At 65.7% G+C, this 24,522-nt stretch carries 21 protein-coding genes; 12 read left to right on the top strand and 9 right to left on the bottom strand.

The features are described 5' to 3' along the window. Positions 1-20: 20 nt before the first annotated feature. Complete coding sequence (locus tag ASB57_RS20450) at positions 21-1,364, bottom strand: hypothetical protein (protein WP_156414221.1); 1,344 nt, start codon at positions 1,362-1,364, stop codon at positions 21-23. Between the two features lie 157 nt (positions 1,365-1,521). Continuing rightward, on the bottom strand, positions 1,522-2,724 hold the full coding sequence (locus tag ASB57_RS31615) for an A/G-specific adenine glycosylase (RefSeq protein WP_231755483.1): 1,203 nt from the start codon (positions 2,722-2,724) through the stop codon (positions 1,522-1,524). A gap of 229 nt (positions 2,725-2,953) precedes the next feature. On the opposite strand from ASB57_RS31615, the gene ASB57_RS20435 reads away from it, so the two are divergent. After that, positions 2,954-6,631: an indolepyruvate ferredoxin oxidoreductase family protein gene (locus tag ASB57_RS20435; RefSeq protein WP_057653878.1), complete on the top strand. Its 3,678-nt coding sequence runs from the start codon at positions 2,954-2,956 to the stop codon at positions 6,629-6,631. A 47-nt stretch (positions 6,632-6,678) separates the two neighbouring features. Here the strand turns inward: ASB57_RS20435 and cheD are convergent, their stop codons facing one another. The 3 genes from cheD to ASB57_RS20420 form a co-directional block, all read right to left on the bottom strand. After that, positions 6,679-7,326 carry a chemoreceptor glutamine deamidase CheD gene (cheD, locus tag ASB57_RS20430; protein WP_057653877.1) on the bottom strand — a complete coding sequence of 216 codons (648 nt, stop codon included), beginning with the start codon at positions 7,324-7,326 and terminating at the stop codon, positions 6,679-6,681. Positions 7,327-7,532: 206 nt separating this feature from the next. Continuing rightward, complete coding sequence (locus ASB57_RS20425; RefSeq protein ID WP_057653876.1) at positions 7,533-8,441, bottom strand: ABC transporter permease; 909 nt, start codon at positions 8,439-8,441, stop codon at positions 7,533-7,535. Then, the gene (locus tag ASB57_RS20420) at positions 8,438-9,202 is read right to left on the bottom strand and encodes a cell division ATP-binding protein FtsE (protein WP_057653875.1); all 765 of its coding nucleotides are present in this window, start codon (positions 9,200-9,202) and stop codon (positions 8,438-8,440) included. The genes ASB57_RS20425 and ASB57_RS20420 overlap by 4 nt, the downstream gene beginning before the upstream one ends. A 161-nt stretch (positions 9,203-9,363) precedes the next feature. Here ASB57_RS20420 and ASB57_RS20415 point away from each other — a divergent pair, with 161 nt between their 5' ends. The 5 genes from ASB57_RS20415 to ASB57_RS20395 all read left to right on the top strand — a co-directional run bounded on the left by ASB57_RS20415 (position 9,364) and on the right by ASB57_RS20395 (position 14,687). After that, the gene (locus tag ASB57_RS20415; protein ID WP_057653874.1) at positions 9,364-10,380 is read left to right on the top strand and encodes an amino acid ABC transporter substrate-binding protein; all 1,017 of its coding nucleotides are present in this window, start codon (positions 9,364-9,366) and stop codon (positions 10,378-10,380) included. A gap of 64 nt (positions 10,381-10,444) precedes the next feature. Continuing rightward, positions 10,445-11,635, top strand: a complete 1,191-nt coding sequence (locus ASB57_RS20410; protein ID WP_057653873.1) for an amino acid ABC transporter permease — start codon at positions 10,445-10,447, stop codon at positions 11,633-11,635. Position 11,636: 1 nt separating this feature from the next. Then, the gene (locus tag ASB57_RS20405; protein ID WP_057653872.1) at positions 11,637-12,734 is read left to right on the top strand and encodes an amino acid ABC transporter permease; all 1,098 of its coding nucleotides are present in this window, start codon (positions 11,637-11,639) and stop codon (positions 12,732-12,734) included. Between the two features lie 57 nt (positions 12,735-12,791). Continuing rightward, entirely contained in the window at positions 12,792-13,532 is a 741-nt protein-coding gene (locus ASB57_RS20400; RefSeq protein ID WP_057653871.1) for an amino acid ABC transporter ATP-binding protein, read from the top strand. 147 nt (positions 13,533-13,679) lie between these two features. Then, positions 13,680-14,687: a tripartite tricarboxylate transporter substrate binding protein gene (locus tag ASB57_RS20395; RefSeq protein WP_057653870.1), complete on the top strand. Its 1,008-nt coding sequence runs from the start codon at positions 13,680-13,682 to the stop codon at positions 14,685-14,687. A gap of 3 nt (positions 14,688-14,690) precedes the next feature. Here the strand turns inward: ASB57_RS20395 and ASB57_RS20390 are convergent, their stop codons facing one another. From ASB57_RS20390 to ASB57_RS20380, 3 genes are read right to left on the bottom strand one after another with little or no spacing between them, the layout of a single operon-like run. Further along, on the bottom strand, positions 14,691-16,097 hold the full coding sequence (locus ASB57_RS20390; protein WP_369822733.1) for an MFS transporter: 1,407 nt from the start codon (positions 16,095-16,097) through the stop codon (positions 14,691-14,693). Beyond that, a complete protein-coding gene (gene glpK / locus ASB57_RS20385) occupies positions 16,094-17,641 on the bottom strand; it encodes a glycerol kinase GlpK (RefSeq protein WP_057653868.1) in 1,548 nt (515 codons plus the stop codon). The genes ASB57_RS20390 and glpK overlap by 4 nt, the downstream gene beginning before the upstream one ends. Then, on the bottom strand, positions 17,631-19,037 hold the full coding sequence (locus tag ASB57_RS20380) for a DHA2 family efflux MFS transporter permease subunit (protein ID WP_197425169.1): 1,407 nt from the start codon (positions 19,035-19,037) through the stop codon (positions 17,631-17,633). Before ASB57_RS20380 ends, glpK begins: the two co-directional genes overlap by 11 nt. 446 nt (positions 19,038-19,483) lie before the next feature. On the opposite strand from ASB57_RS20380, the gene ASB57_RS20375 reads away from it, so the two are divergent. From ASB57_RS20375 to ASB57_RS20360, 4 genes are all read left to right on the top strand, one after another. After that, the gene (locus tag ASB57_RS20375; RefSeq protein ID WP_057653866.1) at positions 19,484-19,672 is read left to right on the top strand and encodes a DUF3460 family protein; all 189 of its coding nucleotides are present in this window, start codon (positions 19,484-19,486) and stop codon (positions 19,670-19,672) included. A gap of 17 nt (positions 19,673-19,689) precedes the next feature. Then, positions 19,690-20,577, top strand: a complete 888-nt coding sequence (locus tag ASB57_RS20370; RefSeq protein ID WP_057653865.1) for a ScpA family protein — start codon at positions 19,690-19,692, stop codon at positions 20,575-20,577. 42 nt (positions 20,578-20,619) lie between these two features. Continuing rightward, positions 20,620-21,462, top strand: a complete 843-nt coding sequence (gene panC, locus ASB57_RS20365) for a pantoate--beta-alanine ligase (protein ID WP_057653864.1) — start codon at positions 20,620-20,622, stop codon at positions 21,460-21,462. A gap of 94 nt (positions 21,463-21,556) precedes the next feature. Beyond that, complete coding sequence (locus tag ASB57_RS20360; RefSeq protein ID WP_156414220.1) at positions 21,557-21,829, top strand: LuxR C-terminal-related transcriptional regulator; 273 nt, start codon at positions 21,557-21,559, stop codon at positions 21,827-21,829. A 114-nt stretch (positions 21,830-21,943) separates the two neighbouring features. Here the strand turns inward: ASB57_RS20360 and ASB57_RS20355 are convergent, their stop codons facing one another. Next, a complete protein-coding gene (locus ASB57_RS20355; protein ID WP_057653862.1) occupies positions 21,944-22,723 on the bottom strand; it encodes a copper resistance protein NlpE N-terminal domain-containing protein in 780 nt (259 codons plus the stop codon). A 149-nt stretch (positions 22,724-22,872) separates the two neighbouring features. On the opposite strand from ASB57_RS20355, the gene ASB57_RS20350 reads away from it, so the two are divergent. Both ASB57_RS20350 and coaE read left to right on the top strand, forming a co-directional pair. Next, positions 22,873-23,781: an A24 family peptidase gene (locus tag ASB57_RS20350; RefSeq protein ID WP_057656304.1), complete on the top strand. Its 909-nt coding sequence runs from the start codon at positions 22,873-22,875 to the stop codon at positions 23,779-23,781. 52 nt (positions 23,782-23,833) lie between these two features. Beyond that, complete coding sequence (gene coaE, locus ASB57_RS20345; protein WP_057653861.1) at positions 23,834-24,505, top strand: dephospho-CoA kinase; 672 nt, start codon at positions 23,834-23,836, stop codon at positions 24,503-24,505. Positions 24,506-24,522: the final 17 nt, after the last annotated feature.

Here is a 24,522-nt window from a genome sequence, read left to right as displayed (position 1 = left end):
AGGCGATGCCTGTGTTCCTATCATGCCGCCGGCAAGTGAGCGCGAATGGCCATGGCGATAAGCGGATGCTCGAAATACGCGGGCGGGATGCAGGCCATGCTGGCGTCGGGATCGGACGCGACCTGCCGCGCGACCAGGTCGCCGATCAGGCGCCGGTATGGGATGGATTCGTCCGACAGCTGGTGTTCCACGGCACAGAATTCCGCCAGGGAGGCCCGCTTCACCGGTGCGTCTTTCAACCCAGCCCATGACAGTTCTGCCTTGGCGTCCACCATGACTTTCCATACCAGTTCGCCATCCGTGACGATGCGATAGGGCCCGTCGGCATCGTGGCCGGCCTCGCCCAGCACCATGGGCTGCCCTTGCAGGTCACCGACGTGATCCATATGCGCCAACAGGTCGAACTGGAGCGCCGCGTTATCCGGGAACGACATGCTGCCTAGCGGGCTTTTTTTGCTCGCCCGCAGAAGGAAGGACGCCGGTCTCAACACGTCTTCCTGGCCGCACATTTCCTTGCTGACGTTGCAGGCGGCGTCCTGCTCCCGCTGCGTCCAGTCCACGGAGGGATGGTCGGCGTCTTCGGGAGGGTAGCGGTAGTCGAGGAAACGGCTCATGGCCTCGCTTGCCAGGACGTACGACACCGGGGAGGGCTTGAATATATCGTCGGCACTCTCGCGGACATGATCCAGCGTCGATTGAAATTCCTTCTCGTGCCTGGTCGTGTCATATCCTGGCGGCTGATCGCTTTTGCGCAGGCCGAATCTGGTCGAAAGCGCATTGACGATGCAGATGGTGAGAGGTCCCCTCCGAGGCGCCATGCGCGCCGCGCGAGCCGCACGATCGGCATCCGTTGTCACGTTGCGCGTGCTTATCAAGGAATCCGAGAGCGCGTTCGCGATGTCCTTGACCGTGTTCTGCTTCATCACGGCCATGTGAGCGTTCCATCCGCCATGGAAAGACGACAGAGCACTCACCGCATCCCTCAGGCAGGTCTCGATATGGGGCATATCGTTGCTTGTACCGATTTCGTTGACGAGGCGCTCGACGACTCTCAGCTTCCAGCGCGGCTGCCCTTCCGGGCGCTTGAGCAGGGCGATCAGCTGGCTCAGGTTGCGCGGGCAGTGTTGATAGGCTTCTTCCTGCGCGGCCGTGGCCCGAACAGTATTCTCCATGCGACTCAGCAGTTCGCTTAACGGGGCGGAAAGTCGGTGCGCCGCGTCCCTCATGCCCTGGTCAAAAAAATAGTCGCGTATGGCTGGCAAGCCCTCGCTCCACGGCGTGTCGCGCTCGGGCGGTGTGCCGTCCGGAGGGGGCCCGGGCGGGCAAAAAAATTGAGGTGCGAAGGTGAGTCCGGAGATGGTCATGGCTTGGGGATCCTTTCAGTAAGCAACGCTCAAGAGCGCGAATCCCGTTAAGTGCGCAAGCCGACGCATGAGTTCCTCAAGACGAGGGTTGGCGTGTCTCCATAGATATCCGGTGTACCCGTCGCACCCGTCGCATTTGGCGCGGTCGGACGGCCGGTCAGGCGGGCAGCATGCCCGGCAGACCGGCGGCGAACAGGCCGTCGAGCAGTTTGCGCACGGGCGCGGGCAGGGCGACGTGGGCCAGCTCGGCCTCGTCGACCCAGCGCCGCGGCAGTGCGCCGTCCGCCGCGCTTGGCGCCTTCTTCAATGTCACGAACCACGGCCGCACATGCAGGCGGAAGTGGGTGAAGGTGTGCGCGAAGGCGGCGAGTTCACTTACGTTGGCGGGCTGCGCGCCCAGCGCCTGACAGGCCGTGGCCGCATCGAGCGCGGGATCGAATTCCGGCAGGCTCCACAAGCCGCCCCAGATGCCGGGCGACGGCCGCTGCTGCAATAGCACGCGGCCTTCATGGCGCAGCACCAGCATGCCGGTGCTGCGCTCGGGCGACGCCTTGCGCACCTTGGGCGTGGGCAGTTCGGCCTGCCGCCCCTCGATGCGCGCCACGCAGGTGGCCTGCACCGGGCAGCACGGACAGTCCGGCTTGCCGCGCGTACAGAGCGTGGCCCCCAGATCCATCAGGCCTTGCGTATAACTGGCCATGTAGCCGGCCACGGGATCGGCGGCAGGGGCTTGCCCGGCGTGCGACGTCGCGGTGGCGCCCTTCGCCAGCGTGCTGGCCGGAACCGCCCCGCTACCGGCGGCCGCGACCACGGCCAGGATAGCGGCGTCGGCGGGGGCCGAGGCCACTTCTTGCTCGGCCAGGGTCCACAAACGGGTTTCCACGTCGCGCTTGGACGGATCGCCGGCAATGCCGAAATGCCGCGTGAACACGCGTTTGACGTTGCCGTCCATGATGGGCGACGTTTCGCCGTAGGCAAAGGCGGCGATGGCCGCGGCGGTGGACCGGCCGATGCCCGGCAGGGTGGCGATGCCGGTCGCGTCCGGAGGAAAGCGGCCGCCCCAGTCGCGCACGATTTCCTGGGCGCAGCGATGCAGGTTGCGCGCCCGCGCGTAGTAGCCCAGCCCCGCCCAATAGGGCATCACCTCGTCCTGTTCGGCCGCGGCCAGCGTGGCCAGGTCGGGGAAGCGCTGCAGGAAGCGTCCGTAGTAGGGAATGACGGTGCTGACCTGGGTCTGCTGCAGCATGATCTCCGACAGCCAGATGCGGTACGGATCGCGGGTGTTCTGCCAGGGAAGATCATGCCGGCCGTGGCTGCGTTGCCAGGTGACGATGCGAGGGGCGAAATTCATAGGTGTGATTATGCCCGGGCGGCGCAGGGGGGAGCGCCCGGCAGCCCCCGACCACGGATGTCCCCTATTGCGGTAACGCCCACCTGGGGTTACAACTCAACGACATAACAAGTTATCGGCAAGTCCTGATCGGCATCGGCCGCCGGCTGCCTAGAGCGAACGCCTGGAACGGTCCGCAAAGCTCCACAAGAGCTGAAGCTGTGCCGACCTGGGCTATCCACGACAAACTGGAGACAAGATGAACGCCCCCCTCACGCCGGCGCAACGCGCGGCGCTCGCCTCCGTCCAGCTGGACGACAAATACACCCTGCATACCGGTCGCGCCTGGATGAGCGGCATCCACGCCCTCGTACGCCTGCCCATGCTGCAGCGCGTGCGCGACCTGGCCGCCGGCTTGAACACCGCCGGCTTCGTTTCCGGTTATCGCGGTTCGCCCCTGGGCGGCGTCGACCTGAATATGTGGAAGGCGGCCAAGTATCTGAAGGAACATCACGTCGAGTTCCAGCCTGGCATCAACGAGGATCTTGCCGCCACCGCCGTGTGGGGGTCGCAACAGGTCAATCTGTTCCCCGGCGCGCGCTACGACGGCGTGTTCGGCATGTGGTACGGCAAGGGGCCGGGCGTGGACCGCAGCGGCGACGTGTTCAAGCACGCCAACGCCGCCGGCACGTCGAAGCATGGCGGCGTGCTGGTGGTGGCCGGTGACGATCACCCGGCCAAGTCATCCACGCTGCCGCACCAGAGCGATCACATCTTCAAGGCCTGTCTGATCCCGGTGCTGTTTCCGTCCAGCGTGCAGGAAGTGCTGGATTTCGGGCTGCACGGCTGGGCCATGAGCCGCTACGCCGGCGTGTGGGTCGGCATGAAGTGCATCACCGATATCGTCGAGGTGTCGGCGTCCGTGGACGTCGCGGCGGATCGCGTTCGCATCCTGCTGCCCGAAGACTTCCACATGCCGCCCGACGGCCTCAACATCCGCCTGCCGGACACGCCGCTGCAACAGGAAGCGCGCCTGCTGGACTACAAGCTCTACGCGGCGCTGTCCTACGCCCGTGCCAACGGCCTCAACCGCGAGCTATGGCAGGTGCCGGCGGATCAGGCGCGTTTCGGCATCATGACGTCTGGCAAGGCCTACCTGGACACCCGCCAGGCGCTGGCGGACCTGGGTCTGACGGATGACGTGTGCGGCCGCATCGGCGTGCGCCTGTTCAAGGTCGGCATGGTATGGCCGCTGGAAGCCACCGGCACGCAGCGCTTCGCTGAAGGCCTGGACGAAATCCTGGTGGTCGAGGAAAAGCGCCAGGTGCTGGAATATCAGTTGAAGGAAGAGCTGTTCGGCTGGATCGGCACGGGTCGCAAGATCCCGCGCGTGGTGGGCAAGTTCGATGACAAGGACGGCGGCGAATGGTCGGTGCCGCAAGGCAACTGGCTGCTGCCCGCCCACTATGAATTCTCGCCGGCCATCGTGGCCAAGGTGATAGGCGCGCGCCTGCTGCGCTTCGAGCTGCCGGACGATGTGCGCGCCGGCATCCAGGCGCGCCTGGCGGTCATCGAAGCCGCTGAACGCGCGCTGGCGCGGCCGCGCGTGGTGGCGGACCGCAAGCCCTGGTTCTGCTCGGGCTGTCCGCACAATACGTCCACGCGCGTGCCGGATGGCTCACGCGGAATGGCCGGCATCGGCTGCCATTACATGGTCACCTGGATGGGCCGCAACACCCAGGTCTTCACGCAAATGGGCGGCGAGGGTGTGCCATGGATAGGACAGGCCCCCTTCACCGACGAAAAGCACGTCTTCGCCAACCTGGGCGACGGCACCTATTACCACTCGGGCCTGCTGGCGATACGCGCGGCCGTGGCGGCCAAGGTGCCCATCACCTACAAGATCCTGTTCAACGACGCCGTGGCCATGACCGGCGGGCAGCCGGTGGACGGTCCCATCAACGTGCCGATGATCACGCAGCAGATGGCGGCCGAGGGCATCGAGAAAATCGTGGTCGTCACCGACGAGCCCGAAAAATACCGCAACGTGCAGGGCCTGGCGCCCGGCGTGCCGGTACATCATCGCGACGAGCTGGACGAGGTGATGCGCGAACTGCGCGAATATCCCAATGTGTCGGTCCTGGTCTACGACCAGACCTGCGCCACCGAAAAGCGCCGCCGGCGCAAGCACAATGCGTATCCCGATCCGGCGCGGCGCGTCGTCATCAACGAGCGCGTCTGCGAAGGCTGCGGCGACTGTTCCGACAAATCGCACTGCCTGTCGGTCGAGCCGCTGGAAACGGAGTTCGGCCGCAAGCGCGTGATCAATCAGTCCAGCTGCAACAAGGACTTTTCCTGTCTCAAGGGCTTTTGCCCCAGCTTCGTCACCGTCGAAGGCGGCAAGTTGCGCCAACCCAAGGCGCTGGCGCAGGACGGGGCCGTCGATGCGGGCGTGCCTGCCCCCGCGCTGCCTGAGCTGCGCGCGGCCTACGGCATTTTTATCGCGGGCGTGGGCGGTACGGGCGTGGTCACCATCGGCCAGTTGCTGGGCATGGCCGCGCATATCGAAGGCAAGGGCTGCTCGGTGCTGGATATGGCGGGCCTGGCGCAGAAGGGCGGTGCCGTGCACTCGCACGTGGTGCTGGCCGCGTCGCCGGCCGACCTGCTGAACACGCGCGTCGCCATGGGCGAAGCCGACGTGGTGCTGGCGGGCGACCTGGTGGTGGCCACCGGCCAGGACGCGCTGGCGCGCATGCGGGTCGATCGCACCCGTCTGCTGCTCAACAGTGACGTCGCGCCCACGGCGGCCTTCGTCAACAATCCGGACTGGCATCTGCCCGGCAGCGATCTGCTGCAGGATCTGCGGCGCGCCTGTGGCGCCGGCAACGTCCATGCCATGGATGCCGCCGAGTTGGCCGTGGGGTTGCTGGGAGACGCCATTTACGCCAATCCCCTGATGCTGGGTTATGCGTGGCAGAAAGGCTGGATTCCCTTATCGGACGAGAGCCTGCTGCGCGCCATCGAACTGAATGGCCAGCAGATCCCCAAGAATCAGGCTGCCTTTGCCTGGGGCCGCCGTGCCGCGCAGGACCTGGCCGCGGTGCAGGCCTTGATCCAGGCGCCGGCCGGCGGCGCGGGCACCCGCCTGGATGCTGACGGCGCGGAGGTCATCGAGATCCGCCGCGGCGCGCGTTCAGCGGCGCCAGCCAACACCGATGCGGCAACGGGTTCCGCGGGGATGGCGCCGGCCACATCCGCGCGCCGCTTGCCCGCCGCCGTGCAGGCCCTGGTGGGTACGCGCAGCGACTTCCTGGCGCAGTACCAGAACGCCGCTTACGCGCGCGGCTACGAGGAACTGGTGGAGCAGGTGGCGGTGGCCGAACAAGCCGCGACGGGCACGTCCCGCCTGGCTGAAGCCGTCGCGCGCTATTACTTCAAGCTGCTGGCGTACAAGGACGAATACGAAGTGGCGCGGCTTTATACGGACGGTGAGTTCCTGGCCGCGGTGAACCGCCAGTTCGAAGGGGACTGGAAGTTGAGCTTCCATCTGGCGCCGCCCACGTTCTCGCGGCGTGACAAGCAGGGCCATCTGATCAAGCGCGCCTATGGACCCTGGATGCTCAAGGCCTTCGGTGTGCTGGCGCGGCTGCGTTTCCTGCGCGGTACGCCCCTGGATCCCTTCGGCCGCACGGCCGAACGGCGCGCCGAAAGGGCGTTGATCGAGGAGTATCGCAATACGCTTACGCGCGCCATCCTGCCCAAGCTGGATCGCGGCAATCTGGACGCCGCCGTAGCCTTGGCCAGCCTGCCGGAGCAGATCCGCGGCTACGGTCACGTCAAGGACGCGGCGATGGAGAAGGCGGCCAAGCAACGGACGGCACTGCTGGAGAAATTCACGGCGCCAGTGCGGGAAATCGGCGGCGCGCGCGCCGCTTGATGGGGGCAGGAAAGGGGCGACCAGCTGTCGCGCCTTTCCTGTGGCGATCAGACCGTGGGGGCGATAATCTTGCGCCGCACCGGCATGGCAAAGCGCTCCACGCGAGGCTTCGCGACCGCCTTCTCGTGCATGGTCTGGGCCACGGCTTCCTCGCGCTTGGCGATGATCTCGCTGGCGCGGGTGCTGGTGTCCATCTTGCGCAGCATGACGCGACCGTCATGGGGAAAGAAATTGACCCGGCGCGCGTAGATGTCGCCCAGGTCCTTGGACTTGACGGGTATGCCTTCCGTCTTCAGGTAGTTGAGCACGAACTGGCAGTTGCGCTCGCCGATATTCATCTGCTGCATCGCCGACAGGACCGCGCCGCCGCCGAAGACCTTGGCCTCCAGCCGCTCGCGGGCGGCGCCCGCCTTCAGCAATTCGTTGATCAGCACTTCCATGGCGAAGGAGCCATAGCGCATCGTCGCGGATGCCGGCGACTGGCTGTCGCCCTCCGGCAGCATGAAATGGTTCATCCCGCCCACGCCGGTCTGGGGGTCGCGTATGCACGCGGCGACACAGGAACCGAGCACTGTCGTGATCATCAGGTTTTCACCAGTGACGTAGTACTCGTTCGGCAGGACCTTGATGGCCTGGCAATTGAACGCACTGTCGAAATAGTGGCGCGTCGCGCGGGCGTCACGGGCGGTCGTCATGGAAGCGGATCACGAAACACGGAGATAGATAGGACCAAAGATTGCGAAAAGTTTCAAATCTTTCTGAATTATACGGCTTCGGCGCGCAAAAACGGTTAAGCCTTTCTTACGTGACATGTGGGAGGGGGCCGCGAACGCCCCGTTGCGTCGCGGTTCCCGAGCAATATTGCATGCCGCCCGGCGGTTGATTACCCGGATTAGACGGCTTAAAAGCGCGTACTGCGCTTGACTGACCAGCGCGCCGACAACGCGGCGAGCACGCCGGACGCGATCACCGCGGTGACCAGCCAGGGCAGGCCGGGCAGGTGGATGGCGAAATCCGCGCCGTAGCTGCGTGCCAGGGACAGCATCGCTTCGTTCAGCGGCGTCAACGCCAGGCCCGCCACGCCTATGGCCAGCAGCGCGGCCACGGCGCCGGACACGGCGCCCAGGTACAGGAAAGGACGGCGCACGAAGGACTCCGTCGCGCCTACCAGGCGGGCCACGGCGATTTCCTCGCGCTGCGACAAAGCCTGCATCCGCACGGTATTGAACACGGTAGCCAGAACCACCATGGCCACGGAAGCGGCCACGAAAATCAGGCCGATGCGGCCGAAACGCAACAGCGCCTCCAGCCGCTGCACCCACTGGCTGTCCAATTGCACCTGCTCGACCTGGTCCCAGGTCTTCCAGGTGGCGGCCAGGTCGTTGGCGATGCCGGCCAGGCCCTCGCCGTCGCGCAGCGTGGCGACGACGGCGTCCGGCAAGGGATTGGAGGGCAGGACCGCCAGGGCGTCGGACCAGGCGGGGTTCTGGCGCAGCTCGGTCAGCGCGGCCTCGCGGCCGATCACGCGGACATTGCTGATCTGGGCGTCGAATTCCTTGCGGATACGGGTGGCGATGGCTTCGGCGCTGCCCGCCGGCGCGTTCAATCGGGTGAATACCGTCAGCTCGGGGGCCACCGACACCTGGCGGGCAAGCGGCTGCACGGACACCAGGATGGCGGCGCCCAGGATGGGCAGAGCCAGCGCCAGCGCCATGACCAGCAGGTTGGCGGCGGATGAGAACGGTTGAGCAAGCATGCGGCGCAGGGTGATGCCCAGCGCGTAGCGGTGTTGCCGGAGCCAGGCGTTCATGCTTGCCCCCGCTCGGTCGTAGCCTGTTGGGAAACACTGGCGGCCGAACCCAGGCCGGCCGCACCCGTTGCCCCGGACGGCGCGGGCGGGGACATGGGGGTGGGATGCGAGTCGGCGAACCGGCCCGGATCGATGCGCAGCACGCGATGGGCATACTGAGCCATCAGTTCGACATCATGCGAAGCGATGAGGGTGGTGACGCCGACCCGGTTGAAGTCGCGGAATACATTCATGATGCGCAAGGCGGTTTCGCGGTCGAGGTTGGCCGTCGGCTCGTCCGCGATCAGGATGGCGGGGCGGTTGACGATGGCGCGGGCGATGGCCAGACGCTGTTGTTCGCCGCCGGACAGCTCGATGGGATTGGCATCTTCCTTGCCCGCCAGGCCCACCTTGTCCAGGGCGGCGCGCGCCCGGCTGGCGGCGGATTCCAGCGGTTGGCCGGTGACGGCCAGGGGCAGCATGACGTTTTCGAAAGCGCTGCGGTCATACAGCAGGTGGGTATCCTGCAGGATGACGCCCACCGCGCGGCGCAGGTACGGACGTGCCCGCGCCGGCAGCTTGTCCAGGCGCTGGCCGTTGACCTGGATGGAGCCGCGGCTGGCGGCTTCCAGGCCGCCGATCAACTTGAGCAGTGTCGACTTGCCGGCGCCCGATGGCCCGGAAACGAACACGAACTCACCCGCCGTCACGCGGAAGTTGATATCGGCCAGGATATTGCGGCCGCGCCCATAGGATTTGAAGACGTGCTGGAATTCGATCATGGCGAATATATGCAAGTAGCCGGCAATAGTACCGTGTGCCGGTCCGACAGGGATTTCCCGCATGTCCCTATATTTCACGGAAAGCTACCATCGACCACGCACCCGGATGGCGGCGCACTCCGGCACCGTCCCAAACTTCCTATAAATTCGCGGAGATCGCAATGAAAACCTTCAAGATCGCAACAATCGGCGCCGTGCTGCTGGCGGCCTCTGGCGCAGCGCATGCCGGCACCACGTTCGACAACGTCAAGAAGAAAGGTTTCGTGCAATGCGGCGTGTCGACCGGCGTGCCCGGTTTTTCGGCCACCGACAGCAAAGGCGAGTGGAAAGGCCTGGACGTCGACATGTGCCGCGCCATCGCCGCGACCATGTTCAACGACGCGACCAAATTCAAGGTGACGCCGCTCAACACGCAGCAACGCTTCACCGCGCTGCAGTCCGGCGAAATCGACGTGCTTACCCGCAATACCACCCAGACGCTGGCGCGTGACACCACCCTGGGCCTGATCGGCGCCGGCGTGAACTATTACGACAGCCAGGGTGTGATGGTGTCCAAGGACCTGGGCGTGGACAGCGCCAAGAAACTGGGCGGCGCCACCGTGTGCGTGCAGCCGGGCACCACCACCGAGCTGAACCTGGCCGACTGGTTCCGCTCCAACAAGATCGACTTCAAGCCGGTGGTCATCGACAAATACGATGAAATCGTGCGCGCCTTCTCGGCCGGCCGTTGCGACGCGTTCACCACCGACAAGTCGCAGCTGGCATCGACGCGTACCACGCTGGAAAACCCCGACAAGTACGTCATCCTGCCGGAGAACTTCTCCAAGGAACCGCTGGGCCCGATGGTGCGCCAGGGTGACGATCAGTGGCTGAACGTCGTGCGCTGGTCGCTCAATGCGATGCTCGAAGCCGAGGAATACGGTGTCAACTCGAAGAACGTCGACGAAATGCTCAAGAGCACCAACCCCAACGTGCAGCGCATCCTGGGTGTGACCCCGGGCATGGGCAAGAACCTGGGCGTGGACGACAAGTGGGCCTACAACATCGTCAAGAGCGTGGGCAACTATGGCGAGAGCTTCGAGAACAACCTGGGTGGCAACAGCCCGATGAAGCTGCCGCGCGGCATCAACGCGCAGTGGCAACAAGGCGGCCTGATGTACGGCTGGCCGGTACGCTGATTGCTCCCCGGGCCGGCGCCCGTCATGTGACGGGCGCCGTGACTGTCCTGGACGCGGATACGCAATGACGACTTCCTCAAAATCTCCGCCCACCGGGGCTCCGCCACGCAAGCTCTCCTGGAACGATCCAGGCGTACGAGCCGTGGTCTACCAGGTCGTCGCGCTGGCGGCGGTCGCCTGGGTCATCTGGTTCCTGGTCTCGAATACGCTGCACAACCTGGCGGTGCGCAATATCGCCACCGGCTTCGGCTTTCTAAGCCGCGAAGCCGGCTTCGCCATCGGTGAAACCGCCATCGATTACTCGCCCGCCAGTACGTATGGCCGGGCCATCATGGTCGGTGTGATCAATACCCTGCGGGTGGCCGTGATCGGCATCGTGCTGGCGACCATTCTTGGCACCCTGGTGGGGATCGCCCGCCTGTCCAAGAACTGGCTGGTGGCCAAGCTGGCGTCGATCTACGTCGAAGTGATGCGCAACGTGCCGCTGCTGCTGCAGCTGTTCTTCTGGTACGCCATCATCACGGAAAACATGCCGGGGCCGCGCCAGGCGCACCAGCCGCTGCCGGGTGTGTTCATTTCCAACCGCGGGCTCAAGCTGCCGTCGCTGCAGGGAGACGCGCTGGACTGGATGCTGGGCGGGCTGGCGCTGGCCATCGTCGCCATCATCGCCCTGGCGCATTGGGGTAACAAGCGGCAGGAAAAGACCGGCCGCATCTTCCCGCTGACGCGCTGGGCCATCCTGCTGATCATCGCCTTGCCCCTGGTTGGCTGGCTGGTGAGCGGCGCATCCTTGGCGCTGGACGTGCCGGTGCTCAAGGGCTTCAACTTCCAGGGCGGCATGACGCTGTCACCGGAGTTCGCGGCCCTGCTGGCGGGTCTCGTCATGTATACGGGCGCGTTCGTGGCGGAAGTGGTGCGGTCGGGCATCCAGGCCGTCAACCATGGCCAGACGGAAGCCGCCAGTTCGCTGGGCCTGCGCCGCAGCCTGGTGCTGCGCCTGGTGGTGCTGCCGCAGGCGCTGCGCGTGATCATCCCGCCGATGACCAGCCAGTACCTGAACCTGACGAAGAACAGTTCACTGGCGGTGGCCATCGGCTATCCGGACATCGTGTCGGTGGTCAACACCACCCTGAACCAGACCGGCCAGGCCATCGAAGGCATCCTGATCATCATGGCCGCGTACCTGACGGTCAGCCTGTCGATTTCGGTATTCATGAACTGGTACAACAAGCGCCTGGCGCTGGTGGAGCGTTGACATGGCAAGCTCCCATACCCCTACCGAAGCCTTGCCGCCGCCATCCAGCCAGGTGGGCGTCTGGCCCTGGGTGCATGCGCGCCTGTTCTCGTCGCCCCTGAACATCCTGATCACGGTGCTGATCGTCTGGGGGCTGCTGATGTGCGTGCCCGCGGCGGTCGAGTGGCTGTTCATCAAGGCCAATTTCTCGGCCACGTCGGCCCAGGAATGCCGGGCGTCGGGCGGTGCCTGCTGGGCCTTCATCCGGGAAAAGCATCGTCTGATCCTGTTCGGCACCTATCCCTACGATGAACAGTGGCGCCCCCTTATCGCCACTTTCCTGCTGGTCGCCGTGATCGTCTGCAGCGGCGTGCGGCGCTTCTGGAAGCCGTGGCTGCTGTGGGTCTGGGTGGTCGGACTGACCCTGGTGGCCGTGCTGATGTGGGGCGGCATCCTGGGCCTGACCTACGTCGAGAACGCCCGCTGGGGCGGCCTGCCGCTGACCCTGATCCTGGCCACCTTCGGCATCGCTTTCGCGTTTCCCATCGGTGTGTTGCTGGCGCTGGGCCGGCGTTCGAAGATGCCGGCGATCAAGGCGCTGTGCGTGGTGTACATCGAGCTGATCCGCGGCGTGCCGCTGATCAGCCTGCTGTTCATGTCGTCGGTGATGCTGCCGCTGTTCCTGCCGGAAGGCTTTTCCATCGACAAGCTGCTGCGCGCGCAGATCGCCATCATCCTGTTCGCGGCCGCCTATATTGCTGAAACCGTGCGCGGCGGCCTGCAGGCCATCCCGAAAGGGCAGTACGAAGGCGCCGATTCCCTGGGCCTGACCTACTGGCAGCAGATGCGCAAGATCATTCTTCCGCAGGCGCTGAAGATCGTCATCCCGCCGCTGGTCAGCATTTTCATCGCGCTCTTCAAGGACACGTCGCTGGTGGTGATCATCGGTATCTTCGACCTGACCTTGGCGGCCAAGGCCGCGCTGTCGGATGCCGCCTGGCGCGGCTTCGGGGTGGAAGCCTATCTGTTCATCTCGCTGATCTACTTCATTTTCTGCTTTTCGATGTCCAAGTACAGCCAGGCGCTGGAGCGCCGGCTGCGGCGCGGCCACGAACGTTAATCATCGCGCGAGGCGCATCCAGCGGGATGCGACCTCCGCCCCCAGGGGAGCACGCTCATGGCCGAAGCCATCATTCGCATGCAGCAAGTCAACAAGTGGTACGGCCAGTTCCACGTACTGCGCAACATCAATCTGAACGTGGTGCCGGGCGAACGCATCGTCATCTGCGGACCGTCCGGGTCCGGCAAATCGACGATGATCCGTTGCATCAACCGCCTGGAAGAGCACCAGCAAGGCCAGATCATGGTCGACGGCACCGAGCTGACCAATGACCTGAAGAACATCGAAACCATCCGCCGCGACGTCGGCATGGTGTTCCAGCACTTCAACCTGTTTCCCCACCTGACGGTGCTGGAAAACCTGACCCTGGGGCCGGTCTGGGTGCTGAAAAAGTCCAAGGCCGAAGCCGAAGCCACCGCCATGAAGTATCTGGAGCGCGTGCGCATTCCGGACCAGGCCAAGAAGTTTCCCGGCCAACTGTCCGGCGGGCAGCAGCAGCGCGTGGCCATCGCGCGTTCGCTGTGCATGAATCCCAAGGTCATGCTCTTCGATGAGCCGACCTCGGCCCTGGATCCGGAAATGGTCAAGGAGGTCCTGGACGTGATGGTGACCCTGGCCCAGGAAAGCGGCATGACCATGCTGTGCGTGACCCATGAAATGGGCTTCGCGCGCAAGGTGGCCAACCGCGTCATCTTCATGGATCGCGGCGAGATCATCGAAGAGAACACGCCCGACGCGTTCTTCGACAATCCGCAAAACGAGCGCACCAAGCTGTTCCTGAGCCAGATTCTGCATTGATGGCCGGTCTGGCGCCCGGCTGTTGTGCCGGCGCGCCAGAATGCAGGGTTTCTGGTCGCGCGGCCAGCTGTTGAGTTTTGTCACCGAATGCGTCGGGTTATGCTACGGCCCTGCCTATAAAAACGCATTTGAGGAGATGAGCTCATCATGGCTAATACTGCATGGGGCGCCACGCGCCGCATTATTCTGGGCGGCGCCCTGGCATTGGCCGCCCTCGTTCCCGGCCTGAGCCAGGCCGCTGCTGACTATCCCAGCAAGCCCCTGCGCTTCATCGTGCCGTACCCCCCCGGCGGCCCGTTGGACACCATGGCCCGCCTGCTGGCGGAAAAGGTGCGCGATTCGCTGGGTCAGCCCGTGATCGTGGAAAACCGCGCCGGCGCGGGCGGCAACATCGGCGCCGACCTGGCCGCCAAGGCCAATCCCGACGGCTACACGCTGGTCATGGGCGCCGTGGCCACGCACGCGATCAATCCCTTCCTGTTCGCGAACCTGCCGTATGACCCCATCAAGGACTTCGCCCCGGTCACCATCGTGGCGTCGGTGCCTAATGTGCTGGTCATGAACGACGACTTCGCCAAGAAGAACCACATCGAGAAGCTGGGCGACCTGATCGCCTATGCCAAGGCCAATCCCGGCAAGCTGAACTACGGTTCCGGCGGCAACGGCAGCGCCGGCCACCTGGCGGGTGAACTGCTCAAGGCGCGTGCCGACATCAACGTCGAGCACATTCCTTACCAGGGCGCCGCGCCGGCCCAGCTGGCGCTGTTGTCGGGCCAGTCGGACTTCATGTTCGACAACCTGGCCGCGTCGGCGCCGCTGATCAAGGACGGCAAGGTCAAGGCTTTGGCCGTGACCACCACGCAGCGTTCCTCGCTGCTGCCCGACGTACCTACGGTAGAGGAAAGCGGCGTCAAGGGTTTCGACCTGGGCACCTGGTTCGGCGTGTTCACCACCGGCGGCACCCCCGCGGCCGTGGTCGACAAGCTGAACAAGGCCTATAGCCAGGCGCTGCTGCAACCCGATGTGCGTCAGCGTCTGCTGACCATGGGCTCGGAGATCAAGCCGATGAGCGAAAAGGAATTCGCCGCCTTCGTCGTCAGCGAGAAAGACAAGTACAAGGAAATCGTCAAGCTGTCGGGCGCCAAGCTCAACTGAGTCCTAGGCCGCCTTGGCCTTGCGCCCCCGCGAAATGCCCGCGCCCGCTTCGGGCTTGAGTTCGGCGAGCATGGGGGCCGAGGCCAGCACCATGGCGGCCACGGACAGGAAGGCGCAGGCGAAGTCGAAGTGGGACGCGTGGGTGCGGCCGGACAGGGTCATCGACATCTGCATGACACCGGCGGCCAGGGCCACACCCGCCGCGCGCGGCAGGTTCTGCGCCATGCCGAAGAACGACGTGGCGGCGGACAGCTTGGCACTGGGAATGTCGGCATAGGCCAGGGCATTCATGCATGCGAAGTTCAGCGAGCGCGCCAGGCCCACGCCTACCAGCAGGATGAAGATCGCCAGCTCCGGCCAGGCCGGCGTCAACGTGGCGCAGGCAGCCAGCATCGCCGCGAAGGCGAACGTGCCGCCCAGCAGGATGCTGCGCACGCGAAAACGCTGCAGGAAGAATTGCGTCATCGGCCGCATGCAGAAGGCGCCGATGGCGCTGGCGAACGAGATCAGGCCGCTGCGCGAGGCCGACAGGCCGAAGCCCAGCTGCAAGGTGATGGGCACGAGAAACGGCATCGCACCGGCCCCGGCGCGGAACAGGCTGCCGGCGACCGTGGACGCCTTGTAAGTGGGAATGGCCAGCAGGGAAAAGTCCAGGGCAGGGTGCTCGACCCGCTTGCAATGCCATACGGTCAGGGCGAACAGGGCCAGCCCGGCGGCGATGGCCAGCCAGGACCAGGAGTCCGGCACGATGCCGCGCCCGATGGTCTCCACCCCCACCATGAAGATGCTCAGCGCGGCGCCCACCAGGGTCATGCCGCGCAGGTCCAGCTTGGGCGGCCGTTCGGTTTCGCTGGGCGGGATCAGGCGCGCCACCAGCACCAGCCCCAGTAAGCCGATGGGCAGGTTGATCCAGAAAATGCTGCGCCAGGAAAACGTATCGGTCAGGAAGCCGCCCAGCGGCGGTCCGATCACGGGGCCCAGCATCGCGGGCATGGACAGCCAGGTGGTGGCCGACAGCAAGTCCTCGCGCCGCACGCCTCGCAACAGCACCAGACGGCCCACGGGCACCATCATGGCGCCGCTGACGCCCTGCAGAATGCGCGCCGCGATCAGCCAACCCAGCCCACCGGATAGCGCGCAGGCACAGGACGATGCCGTGAACAAGGCGATGGCCGACATGAAGACGCGCTTGGCGCCGTAGCGGTCGGCGACCCAGCCGCTGACCGGCACGAAGACCGTCATTGCCACCAGGTAGGACGTGATGGCGGCGCTCAGGTGCACCGCGTTGACGTTCAGATCGCGCGCCATGTCCGGCAGGGCGGTGGCGATGGCGGTGCTGTCGATGTTCTGCATGAACAACGTGGTGGCGACCACCATCGCGATGACGCGGAAATTACTGTGCTGAGTCACGGTTGCCGGGTGCCTTTGCGCTTGTCCTCGCCCTCAGGCTGTTTGGCCCAACCCTTGCTCAAAGCCACGGCCTGGCGCCAGCGCGCCAGGCGCGCCTGGCGCTGGTCGTCCGACCAGGCCGGTTCAAAACGACGATCGGCCTGCCATTGCGCCGCGAATTCCTGCTGGTCGCTCCAGAAGCCGACCGCCAGGCCGGCCAGGCCGGCGGCGCCCAGCGCGGTCGATTCGGCGACGCGCGGACGCACCACCGGCACACCCAGAAGATCGGCCTGTATCTGCATCAGCAGGTCGTTGCGTGCCGCGCCGCCGTCCACCCGCAATTCGGACAGGGGGCTGGGACTGTCGGCATTCATCGCCAGCAGCAGTTCGGTGCTTTGCAGGGCGATCGATTCCAGGGTGGCGCGCGCCACGTGAGCGCGCGTGGTGCCGCGCGTCAGGCCGATCATCAGGCCGCGCGCATAGGGATCCCAGTGCGGCGCGCCCAGGCCGGCGAAGGCCGGCACCAGGAAGACATCGTCAGTGTCCGGCACGCTGCCGGCCAGTGCTTCGACGTCCGCCGATTTCGGGATGATGCCCAGGCCGTCGCGCAGCCATTGCACCGCCGCGCCCGCCATGAAAACCCCGCCTTCCAGCATATAGGTGGTTTTCCAGGGCGCGGCGCCGGGCAGGCCCCAACCCACCGTGGACAGCAATTGATGTTGGGAACGCGCGGGCTGCTCACCCACGTTCATCAACATGAAGCAGCCCGTGCCGTAGGTGTTCTTCGCCATGCCGGGTTCGTAGCAGGCCTGGCCAAAGGTGGCGGCCTGCTGATCGCCCGCCACGCCCGCGATGGGGATGGGGCCGCCGAAGAATTCCGGCAGGGTGTCGGCGATGACGCCGCTGCTCGGCGCCAGCGCCGGCAGCACGCTGCGCGGGATGTTCAGGCGTTCCAGCAGTTCGTCGCTCCAGTCCTGCTTGTGGATGTCGAACAGCAAGGTGCGCGAAGCATTGCTGGGATCCGTGCTGTGGACCTTGCCGCCGGTCAGGTGCCAGATCAGCCAACTGTCGACCGTTCCGAACGCCACTTCGCCCCGTTCGGCGGCGGCGCGAGCCCCCGGCACGTTATCCAGCAGCCACGCCAGCTTGGTGCCGGAGAAATACGCGTCCAGGACCAGGCCGGTGCGCTGTTGCAGCCACTCGGCATGGCCGGCCGCGCGCATCTCGTCGCACCAGGGCGCGGTGCGGCGATCCTGCCAGACGATGGCGCGCGCCAGCGGCACGCCGGTCTTGCGGTTCCAGATCAGGGTGGTTTCGCGTTGGTTGGTGATGCCGATGGCGGCGATGTCCGCGGCAGCGACCCCTGCATTGCGCAAGGCCTCGCGGGCTACCGCCAGCTGGCTGCGCCAGATTTCGTCGGCGTCGTGCTCGACCCAGCCCGGTTGCGGGTAATGCTGGCGAAACTCGCGCTGGCCGGTGGCGCGCACGGCGCCCGCGCGGTCGAACAGGATGGCCCGGGAACTCGTGGTGCCCTGGTCCAGGGCAAGAATGTATTCATTCTTCATTGTCGTTCTTTACCGTCGCTGCCGCCTTGACGCTGCGGCCATTTACCTGGTCGCCAGCGTTCGGGTCCAGGCGGCGGAACGAGAAATACGACGCCGCGCACAGGATGCCGATCACGATGAAACCGCTGACGGTGTCTCCGACGGATAGTGTATCGGCTCCGCGCAGGGACATGCTCACGTTGAGCGTCACCGCGGCGACACCCACCCCGATGCTGACGCCCAACTGTTGGGCCATGGCGGCGAAGCTGCTGGCGCGGCTCATGAGCTTGGGTGGAATGTCGGCATAGGTAAGCGTGTTGACCCCGGTGAACTGCAGCGAGCGGAAGAAGCCGCCTATCAGCAGGATGAGGATCATCAACCAGGCCGGCGTGTCCGGCCGGAACAGCGCGCAGGCCACGATGAAGATGCCGGTCAACAGGGCGTTGACGGTGAGCACGCGGCGAAAGCCGAAACGCCGCACGATGGGCGTGGCGACGAATTTCATCAGCAGCGCGCCCGCGGCGCCGGCGAAAGTGATCATGCCCGCGGCCAGCGGCGACAGGCCGAAACCGATCTGCAACAGCATGGCCAGCAGGAAGGGCGTGGCGCCCACCGTGAAGCGGCACAGGTTGCCGGCCAGCGTGGAAATGGCGAAGGTGGGGATACGCATCAGCGACAGGTCGATGATGGGATAGTCGATGCGGCGCGAATGGCGCACGTACCAGAACCCGCACAGCAGGCCCACCGCGATCAGGCCGAGCAATTGGGTATGGCCCATGACATCGTGGCCGATGGCTTCGAAACCCGTCACCAGGGCCGCCAGGCAGATGGCGCTAAGGAAGAAACCCAGCCAGTCCAGCTTCGGTGGATCGGCGTCGCGCACTTCCTTGATGTAGCGCAGGGTCAGCGCGATGCCGAAGATGCCCATCGGGACATTGATCAGGAAGATCCAGTGCCAGGACGCATAGGTGACCAGGAAGCCGCCCAGCGGCGGTCCGATCACGGGGCCCAGCAGCGCGGGAATGGACAGGAAGGACATGGCCTTGAGCAGGTCCTCCTTGGGCACCAGGCGCAGCAGGATGATCCGTCCCACCGGCACCATCATCGCGCCGGCGACACCTTGGGCGATGCGCGACAGTACCAGTTGGGTCAGGTCCTGCGAAATGGCGCAGGTGATCGAGCTGAGGGTGAACAGGATGATGGCCGCGATGAACACGCGCCGGGCGCCGAAGCGGTCGGATGCCCAGCCACTGATGGGCACGAATACCGCCGCCGCCAGGAGGTAGGACGTGATCGCCACGTTCAGCCGGACCGGGGTGGACCCCAGCGAGGCCGCCATGGCCGGCAGCGCGGTCGCCACCACCGTGGCGTCCAGCATCTGCATGAACAGCGCGCACCCTACGATGAAGGGGATCATGCGGGCGGCGCGCAGAGCGTCGGGATCTTTTACCGGAGTGGCGGGAATGGCTGAGGAAGAGGCGGACATGGACTCTGGGAGGGCGCGGCGGGGGCGGCGGGGGGCGGCTGCGGAAGCTTGCCTATTGTAAACCCCGCCCCTGGCGGACCGCTTAAGGGGCGCCTCCCGAGGGAGGGCGCTCTGAGTCGCTTCGCTCCTCCCCCAGGGGGCGCACCTCCGGCTCAGTACCGCAGCCGCGAAGTGTCCGCTGAGCGGACGTGAACCCCGTTACACGCTTGCGGTCGCACCTTAGAAGCCGAATGAGGTTAAGGACCCCGCCCAAGTGGGGCACCGCGGAGCCGGGTCCCCCGGGCCGCCGGTGCGCCCCCTGGGGGGAGAAGCGCAGCGACTCGGGGGGGAACCTGCGATAAACTGGCGGGAATTCAAATCCACCAAAAACTGGTGCCATGGCCAAAACTTACGAGTCCGAGATCACCCTGTTCTTGAAGAATTACAAACAGGCCCATCCCGATGTCGAATCGCGCCAACGCGAAGGCCGCGGGCTGCTTTGGGACAAACCGCAGGATCCCGAGCTGCTCGAGGGATTCCGTGCTGCCCGCGTGCAGCAGAAGCCGTACGTCTATTCAGCCGACTGACGCCCCCGGTCCCGGCCATGCCGCAGCATCGTTCCGTGCCGGGTTCCGACCTGGCCGCGCTGGTGGAACCCTCCGTGGATAGCACGCCCGACGTCGTCGACAGCGTGGCGTTCGCGCGCCTGTACGGCGAGCCGTTGTTCAAGCTGCCGCAGGATCTCTACATTCCGCCGGATGCGCTGGAGATTTTCCTGGAGGCCTTCGAAGGCCCCCTGGATCTGCTGCTGTACCTGATCCGCAAGCAGAATTTCAATGTCCTGGACATCCCCATGGCGGATGTCACCAGGCAGTACCTGTCTTACGTCGACCAGATCCGCGTGCACAACCTGGAGTTGGCGGCGGAATACCTGCTGATGGCGGCGATGCTGATCGAAATCAAGTCGCGCATGCTGCTGCCGGTGAAGAAGAGCGATACCGGCGAAGAGGTCGAAGACCCCCGTGCCGAACTGGTGCGGCGCCTGCTCGAATACGAACAAATGAAGCTGGCGGCGCAGAAGCTGGACAAGCTGCCGCAGCTGGGCCGTGATTTCTCGCGCGCCCAGGCGGTGGCCGACCTCACCGTCGAGCGCGCCATGCCGGATGTCAGCGCCGAAGACCTGCGCCAGGCCTGGGCCGACATCATGAAGCGCGCCAAGCTCAACGCGCATCATCACATCACGCGCGAACAGCTGTCCGTGCGTGACCACATGACGCATATCCTGCGGCGCCTGAACGACGTGCGCTTCATGGAATTCAGCGACATGTTCATGGAGCGCCTCGACGAAGGCGCCCCGGCGGCGGTGGTGGTCGTGCACTTCATCGCCATGCTGGAACTGGCGCGCGAGTCGCTGCTGGAAATCACCCAGGCCGAACCTTATGCGCCCATTTACGTCCGCCTGGCTTATACCAGCGTGGCGCAGGCGGCCTGAGCGCTTTTCCGCGCCAGGCTGCGGTTATACCCGGAGACACTCTTGAAAGTCGTACATACCATCCAGGAATTGCGCGATCACCTGCGCGGGCAGAACCGCGTGTCGTTCGTGCCGACGATGGGCAATCTGCATGCGGGCCATCTGGCGTTGATGAAGCTGGCGCGCCAGCATGGCGATCCCGTCGTGGCGAGCATCTTCGTCAATCGCCTGCAATTCGGCCCCGCTGAGGATTTCGACCGCTATCCGCGCACCCTGGCGGAGGACATCGAGAAGCTGGAGCGTGAGCGCGACGTGTACGTATTGTTCGCGCCGGACGAGAAAGAGATGTACCCGGAGCCGCAGAACTACCGCGTGCAACCGCCCGATGACCTGGGCGACATCCTGGAAGGCGAGTTCCGGCCCGGCTTCTTCAAGGGCGTCTGCACCGTGGTCCTGAAGCTGCTGTCCTGCGTGCAGCCGCGCGTGGCGGTGTTCGGCAAGAAGGACTACCAGCAGCTGATGATCGTGCGCGCCATGTGCCGCCAGTTCCAGTTGCCGGTCGAGGTGCTCGCGCACGAAACGGTGCGGGCCGACGATGGCCTGGCGCTGTCTTCGCGCAACCGCTTTCTGACCGATGGCGAGCGCGCCGAGGCGCCGCGGCTCTACGCCGAGTTGCAGGCCTTGCGGCAACGCGTGTCCGCGGGCCTGCATGATGTCGTGGCCCTGGAGCAGGAGGCGGGTGCCACCCTGGCCGCGCGCGGCTGGCAGGTCGACTATGTCTCGCTGCGCCGCCAGCGCGATTTGAAGGCACCCGACAGCGCCGATTTCCAGGCGGGCGAACCGCTGGTGGTGCTGGCGGCCGCCAAGCTGGGCAATACGCGCCTGATCGACAACCTTGAGTTGTAGGACGCGTCTGTCCACCCTGTAAGTTCTATCAGCTTACCGGGCCCAGGGGCGCGTGCAAGACTACCTTCCATTCCAGACAGGAAGGGAGAACGGCATGACTCCTGGTAGCGTGATGTCCCGTATGCATGTGCCGGCGCTGAGCGCGTCGGCCAACTGCTATTCGCCGCAACAGGCGCTGACGCCCCGCGAGCAGGACATACTGCCTTATCTGATCAGCGGCAAGTCCAACAAATACATTTCCATCGAGCTTTCGATATCCACGCGGACGGCGGAAGCCCATCGCGCGAATATCCTGCGCAAGGTGGGCGTGCGTTCGACGATGGAGCTTGCGTGCCGCGTATGCCCGCACAGGCTGGCGCGCGAGTAAGGCCCCGGCAGCGTTGCCGGGGCGCGACGTGAAAGTGCCCGCGTTGCGCGGGCACTTGTCAGCTGAGTTGCGGACTGCTTTTTCGCGGGCTGCTGCTCAAGCCGGGTCGTCAGTTCAGTTGCACTTGGGCGGCGTCTGCTTGGCCAGCTCGTCGATGGGGTCGAGGTCCGGCTGGCGCGTCAGCGTGTAGTTCAGATTGGGCTGCACGCCGGCCAGGGAGCGCAGGCGCAGCACGTTGTTGGCGGCGACCACGAATTCGGCGCGCGAATTGCCATCGGCGCCCGTCAGGAAAACGCGCGGCGGCTTTTCATCGGTGGAGTCCCAGCAGCCTTGTTCGGAAACGGCTTTTTCCTTGTTGTTGGAACCTTCAAGGTAGGCCGAGCGGCCGCGCCAGCGGCCATTCGGCGCCAACGTCAAGGTGATGCGCTGGGCTTCGCAATTCAGGCCGGCGGCGAAGCAGGGCAGGGTGCCCATATAGGTCTGCGGCTGCGGCACCAGCTTGCTGGTCTGGCTGGCGGCCGGCGCGGGGGCCGGTGCATCCGCGGCAGCGATGGCAACCGGAGGAGCCTGGCCGTCCTCGGCCGTCCGGCCTTCCTGCACGGCGCGCTGCTGTTGCGCGGCGGCTTGCTGCTGCTGGCTGGGCGTGGACGGCTTCAGGTCGATCTGCAGTTGCGAAGGCGCGCGGAATACCGTGCGGTTGCCGGCGCCGGCGGCGTTGTATTGCGCGTCGCCCAAGGTGCTGGCGGGGGGAGGATCGTAGTAGCCGGGTTCGCGTTGCTGCGCGCAGCCGGTCAACGGGCCCAGGATCGCCAGGGCGATGACGCTGGTGGCCATCAGGCTCTTGCGTGCGGAAACGGGGGCAGGCGTGGAAGGGTCGAGCGCAGCGGCGGGCATGAGGGATCCAGGAATCAAAAATGTAAGGGTAATTCTACGCATGATTAGGGCGCGGCGGGCGCGGGATTTGGACCGCCGATTTTGACATTCCGGCGGCGCGCTCAATAATGCGCGTCGACGGCCGCCTGCGCGGCCTACCAGGGAGCAACATGCAGTCCACACTCGCCATCGACATGACTACCGCCATCGCCCTGGCCGCGCTGGCGGGCCTGTTCGTGGGCAATTGGCTGGCCGGCTTGGTGGAGCGCCTGCCGCGCATCATGGACTACGACTGGGAGGCCCAGTTTCGTGAGTGGCGGGGCGACCAGACGCACGGCGATGAAGCGCGGGGCGAGCAAGCGCGGGACGACCAACCACGGGCCGATCAGTCGCAGGTGGACAATCAACGGCCCAGCCTGTGGTGGCCGTCGCGCCAGTGCCCGGCCTGTCAGGCGCCGGTCACCGGCTGGCGCCGCCTGCCCCTGGTCGGCTGGCTGTCTCAGCGTGGCCGCTGCGCCGCTTGCGGCAAGTCTGTCGCATGGCGCTATCCCGTGCTGGAATGCCTGACGGCCCTGGGCTTCGCTGCTTGCGTCTGGCACTTCGGGCCTGGTGTCCAGGCCTTGTGGGCCATGCTGCTGGTGGCGTCCTTGCTGGCCCTGGCCTGGATCGACAAGGACACGGGCCTGCTGCCGGACGTCATCACGCTGCCCTTGCTATGGGCGGGATTGCTGGCCAATGTGGCGGACACCTTCGCGCCCACGGCCCAGGCGGTATTGGGCGCGGCGGTCGGCTATGGTCTGTTGTGGCTGCTGTTTCACGGCTACCGCCTGATCACCGGGCGCGAAGGCATGGGCTATGGTGATTTCAAATTGCTGGCGGCGCTGGGCGCCTGGCTGGGGCTGGCGGCCTTGCCCATGCTGTTGCTGGCCGCTTCGCTGGCGGGCGCCGTGGTCGGCTTGTTGATGATCGCCTTGCGGCGCGCGCGGCGCGGCCAACCGCAACCGTTTGGCCCCTTTCTGGCGGCGGCTGGTATCGTGGCGCTGTTCAGCGGCGGCGTGTGGACGGGCTGGCTGTTTTAGTCCGCATCGCAAGCGCAACGATGGGTAACCAGAGGCAAACACTGACCTAGCCATGAGCGCTACTTCTCAACCTGCAAGGCGTCTGACTATCGGTCTTACCGGCGGCATCGGCTCGGGCAAAAGCCGTGTGGCCGACCTGCTGGCAGAATGGGGCGCCAGCGTGATCGATACCGACGTCATCGCCCATCGTCTGACGGCGCCCGGCGGCGCCGCGATGGCGGCCATCGAGCAGGCTTTCGGCCCGCGCGCGCGCCGCGCCGATGGGGCGCTGGATCGCGACTGGATGCGTGAACAGGTGTTCGCCGACCCGTCCGCACGCGCTCGTCTGGAGGCCATCCTGCATCCCCTGATCGGCCAGCATGCCGAGCAGGACGCCGCGGCCGCCACGGGCTGTTATGTGGTTTTCGTCGTGCCCCTATTGATCGAGTCGGGACGCTGGGTACAACGGGTCGACCGAGTGTGTGTCATTGATTGCGATCCGGATACACAGATTGCACGTGTGCAGTCGCGCAGCGGGCTGACGATATCGACCATCCAGCGTATTATGGCGGCACAGGTCGCTCGGGCAACCCGCCTGGCGGCCGCGCACGACGTGATTCTCAACGACGGCGCGACCTTGCCGGACGAGTTGCGCGCGCGGGCGAAAACCCTGCATGAACAGTGGTGTGTGCTGGCGGCTTCCACTCTGACATCGGCCCCGGCATCCATGCCTCGCGGCGCGTGATGTTCCCCCAACCATTC

The organism is Bordetella sp. N (genome assembly GCF_001433395.1).
Taxonomy (GTDB): Bacteria; Pseudomonadota; Gammaproteobacteria; order Burkholderiales; family Burkholderiaceae_B; genus Bordetella_C.
The sequence above is the reverse complement of the archived record's forward strand: the minus strand, read 5'-3'. Positions and strand labels throughout refer to the sequence as shown.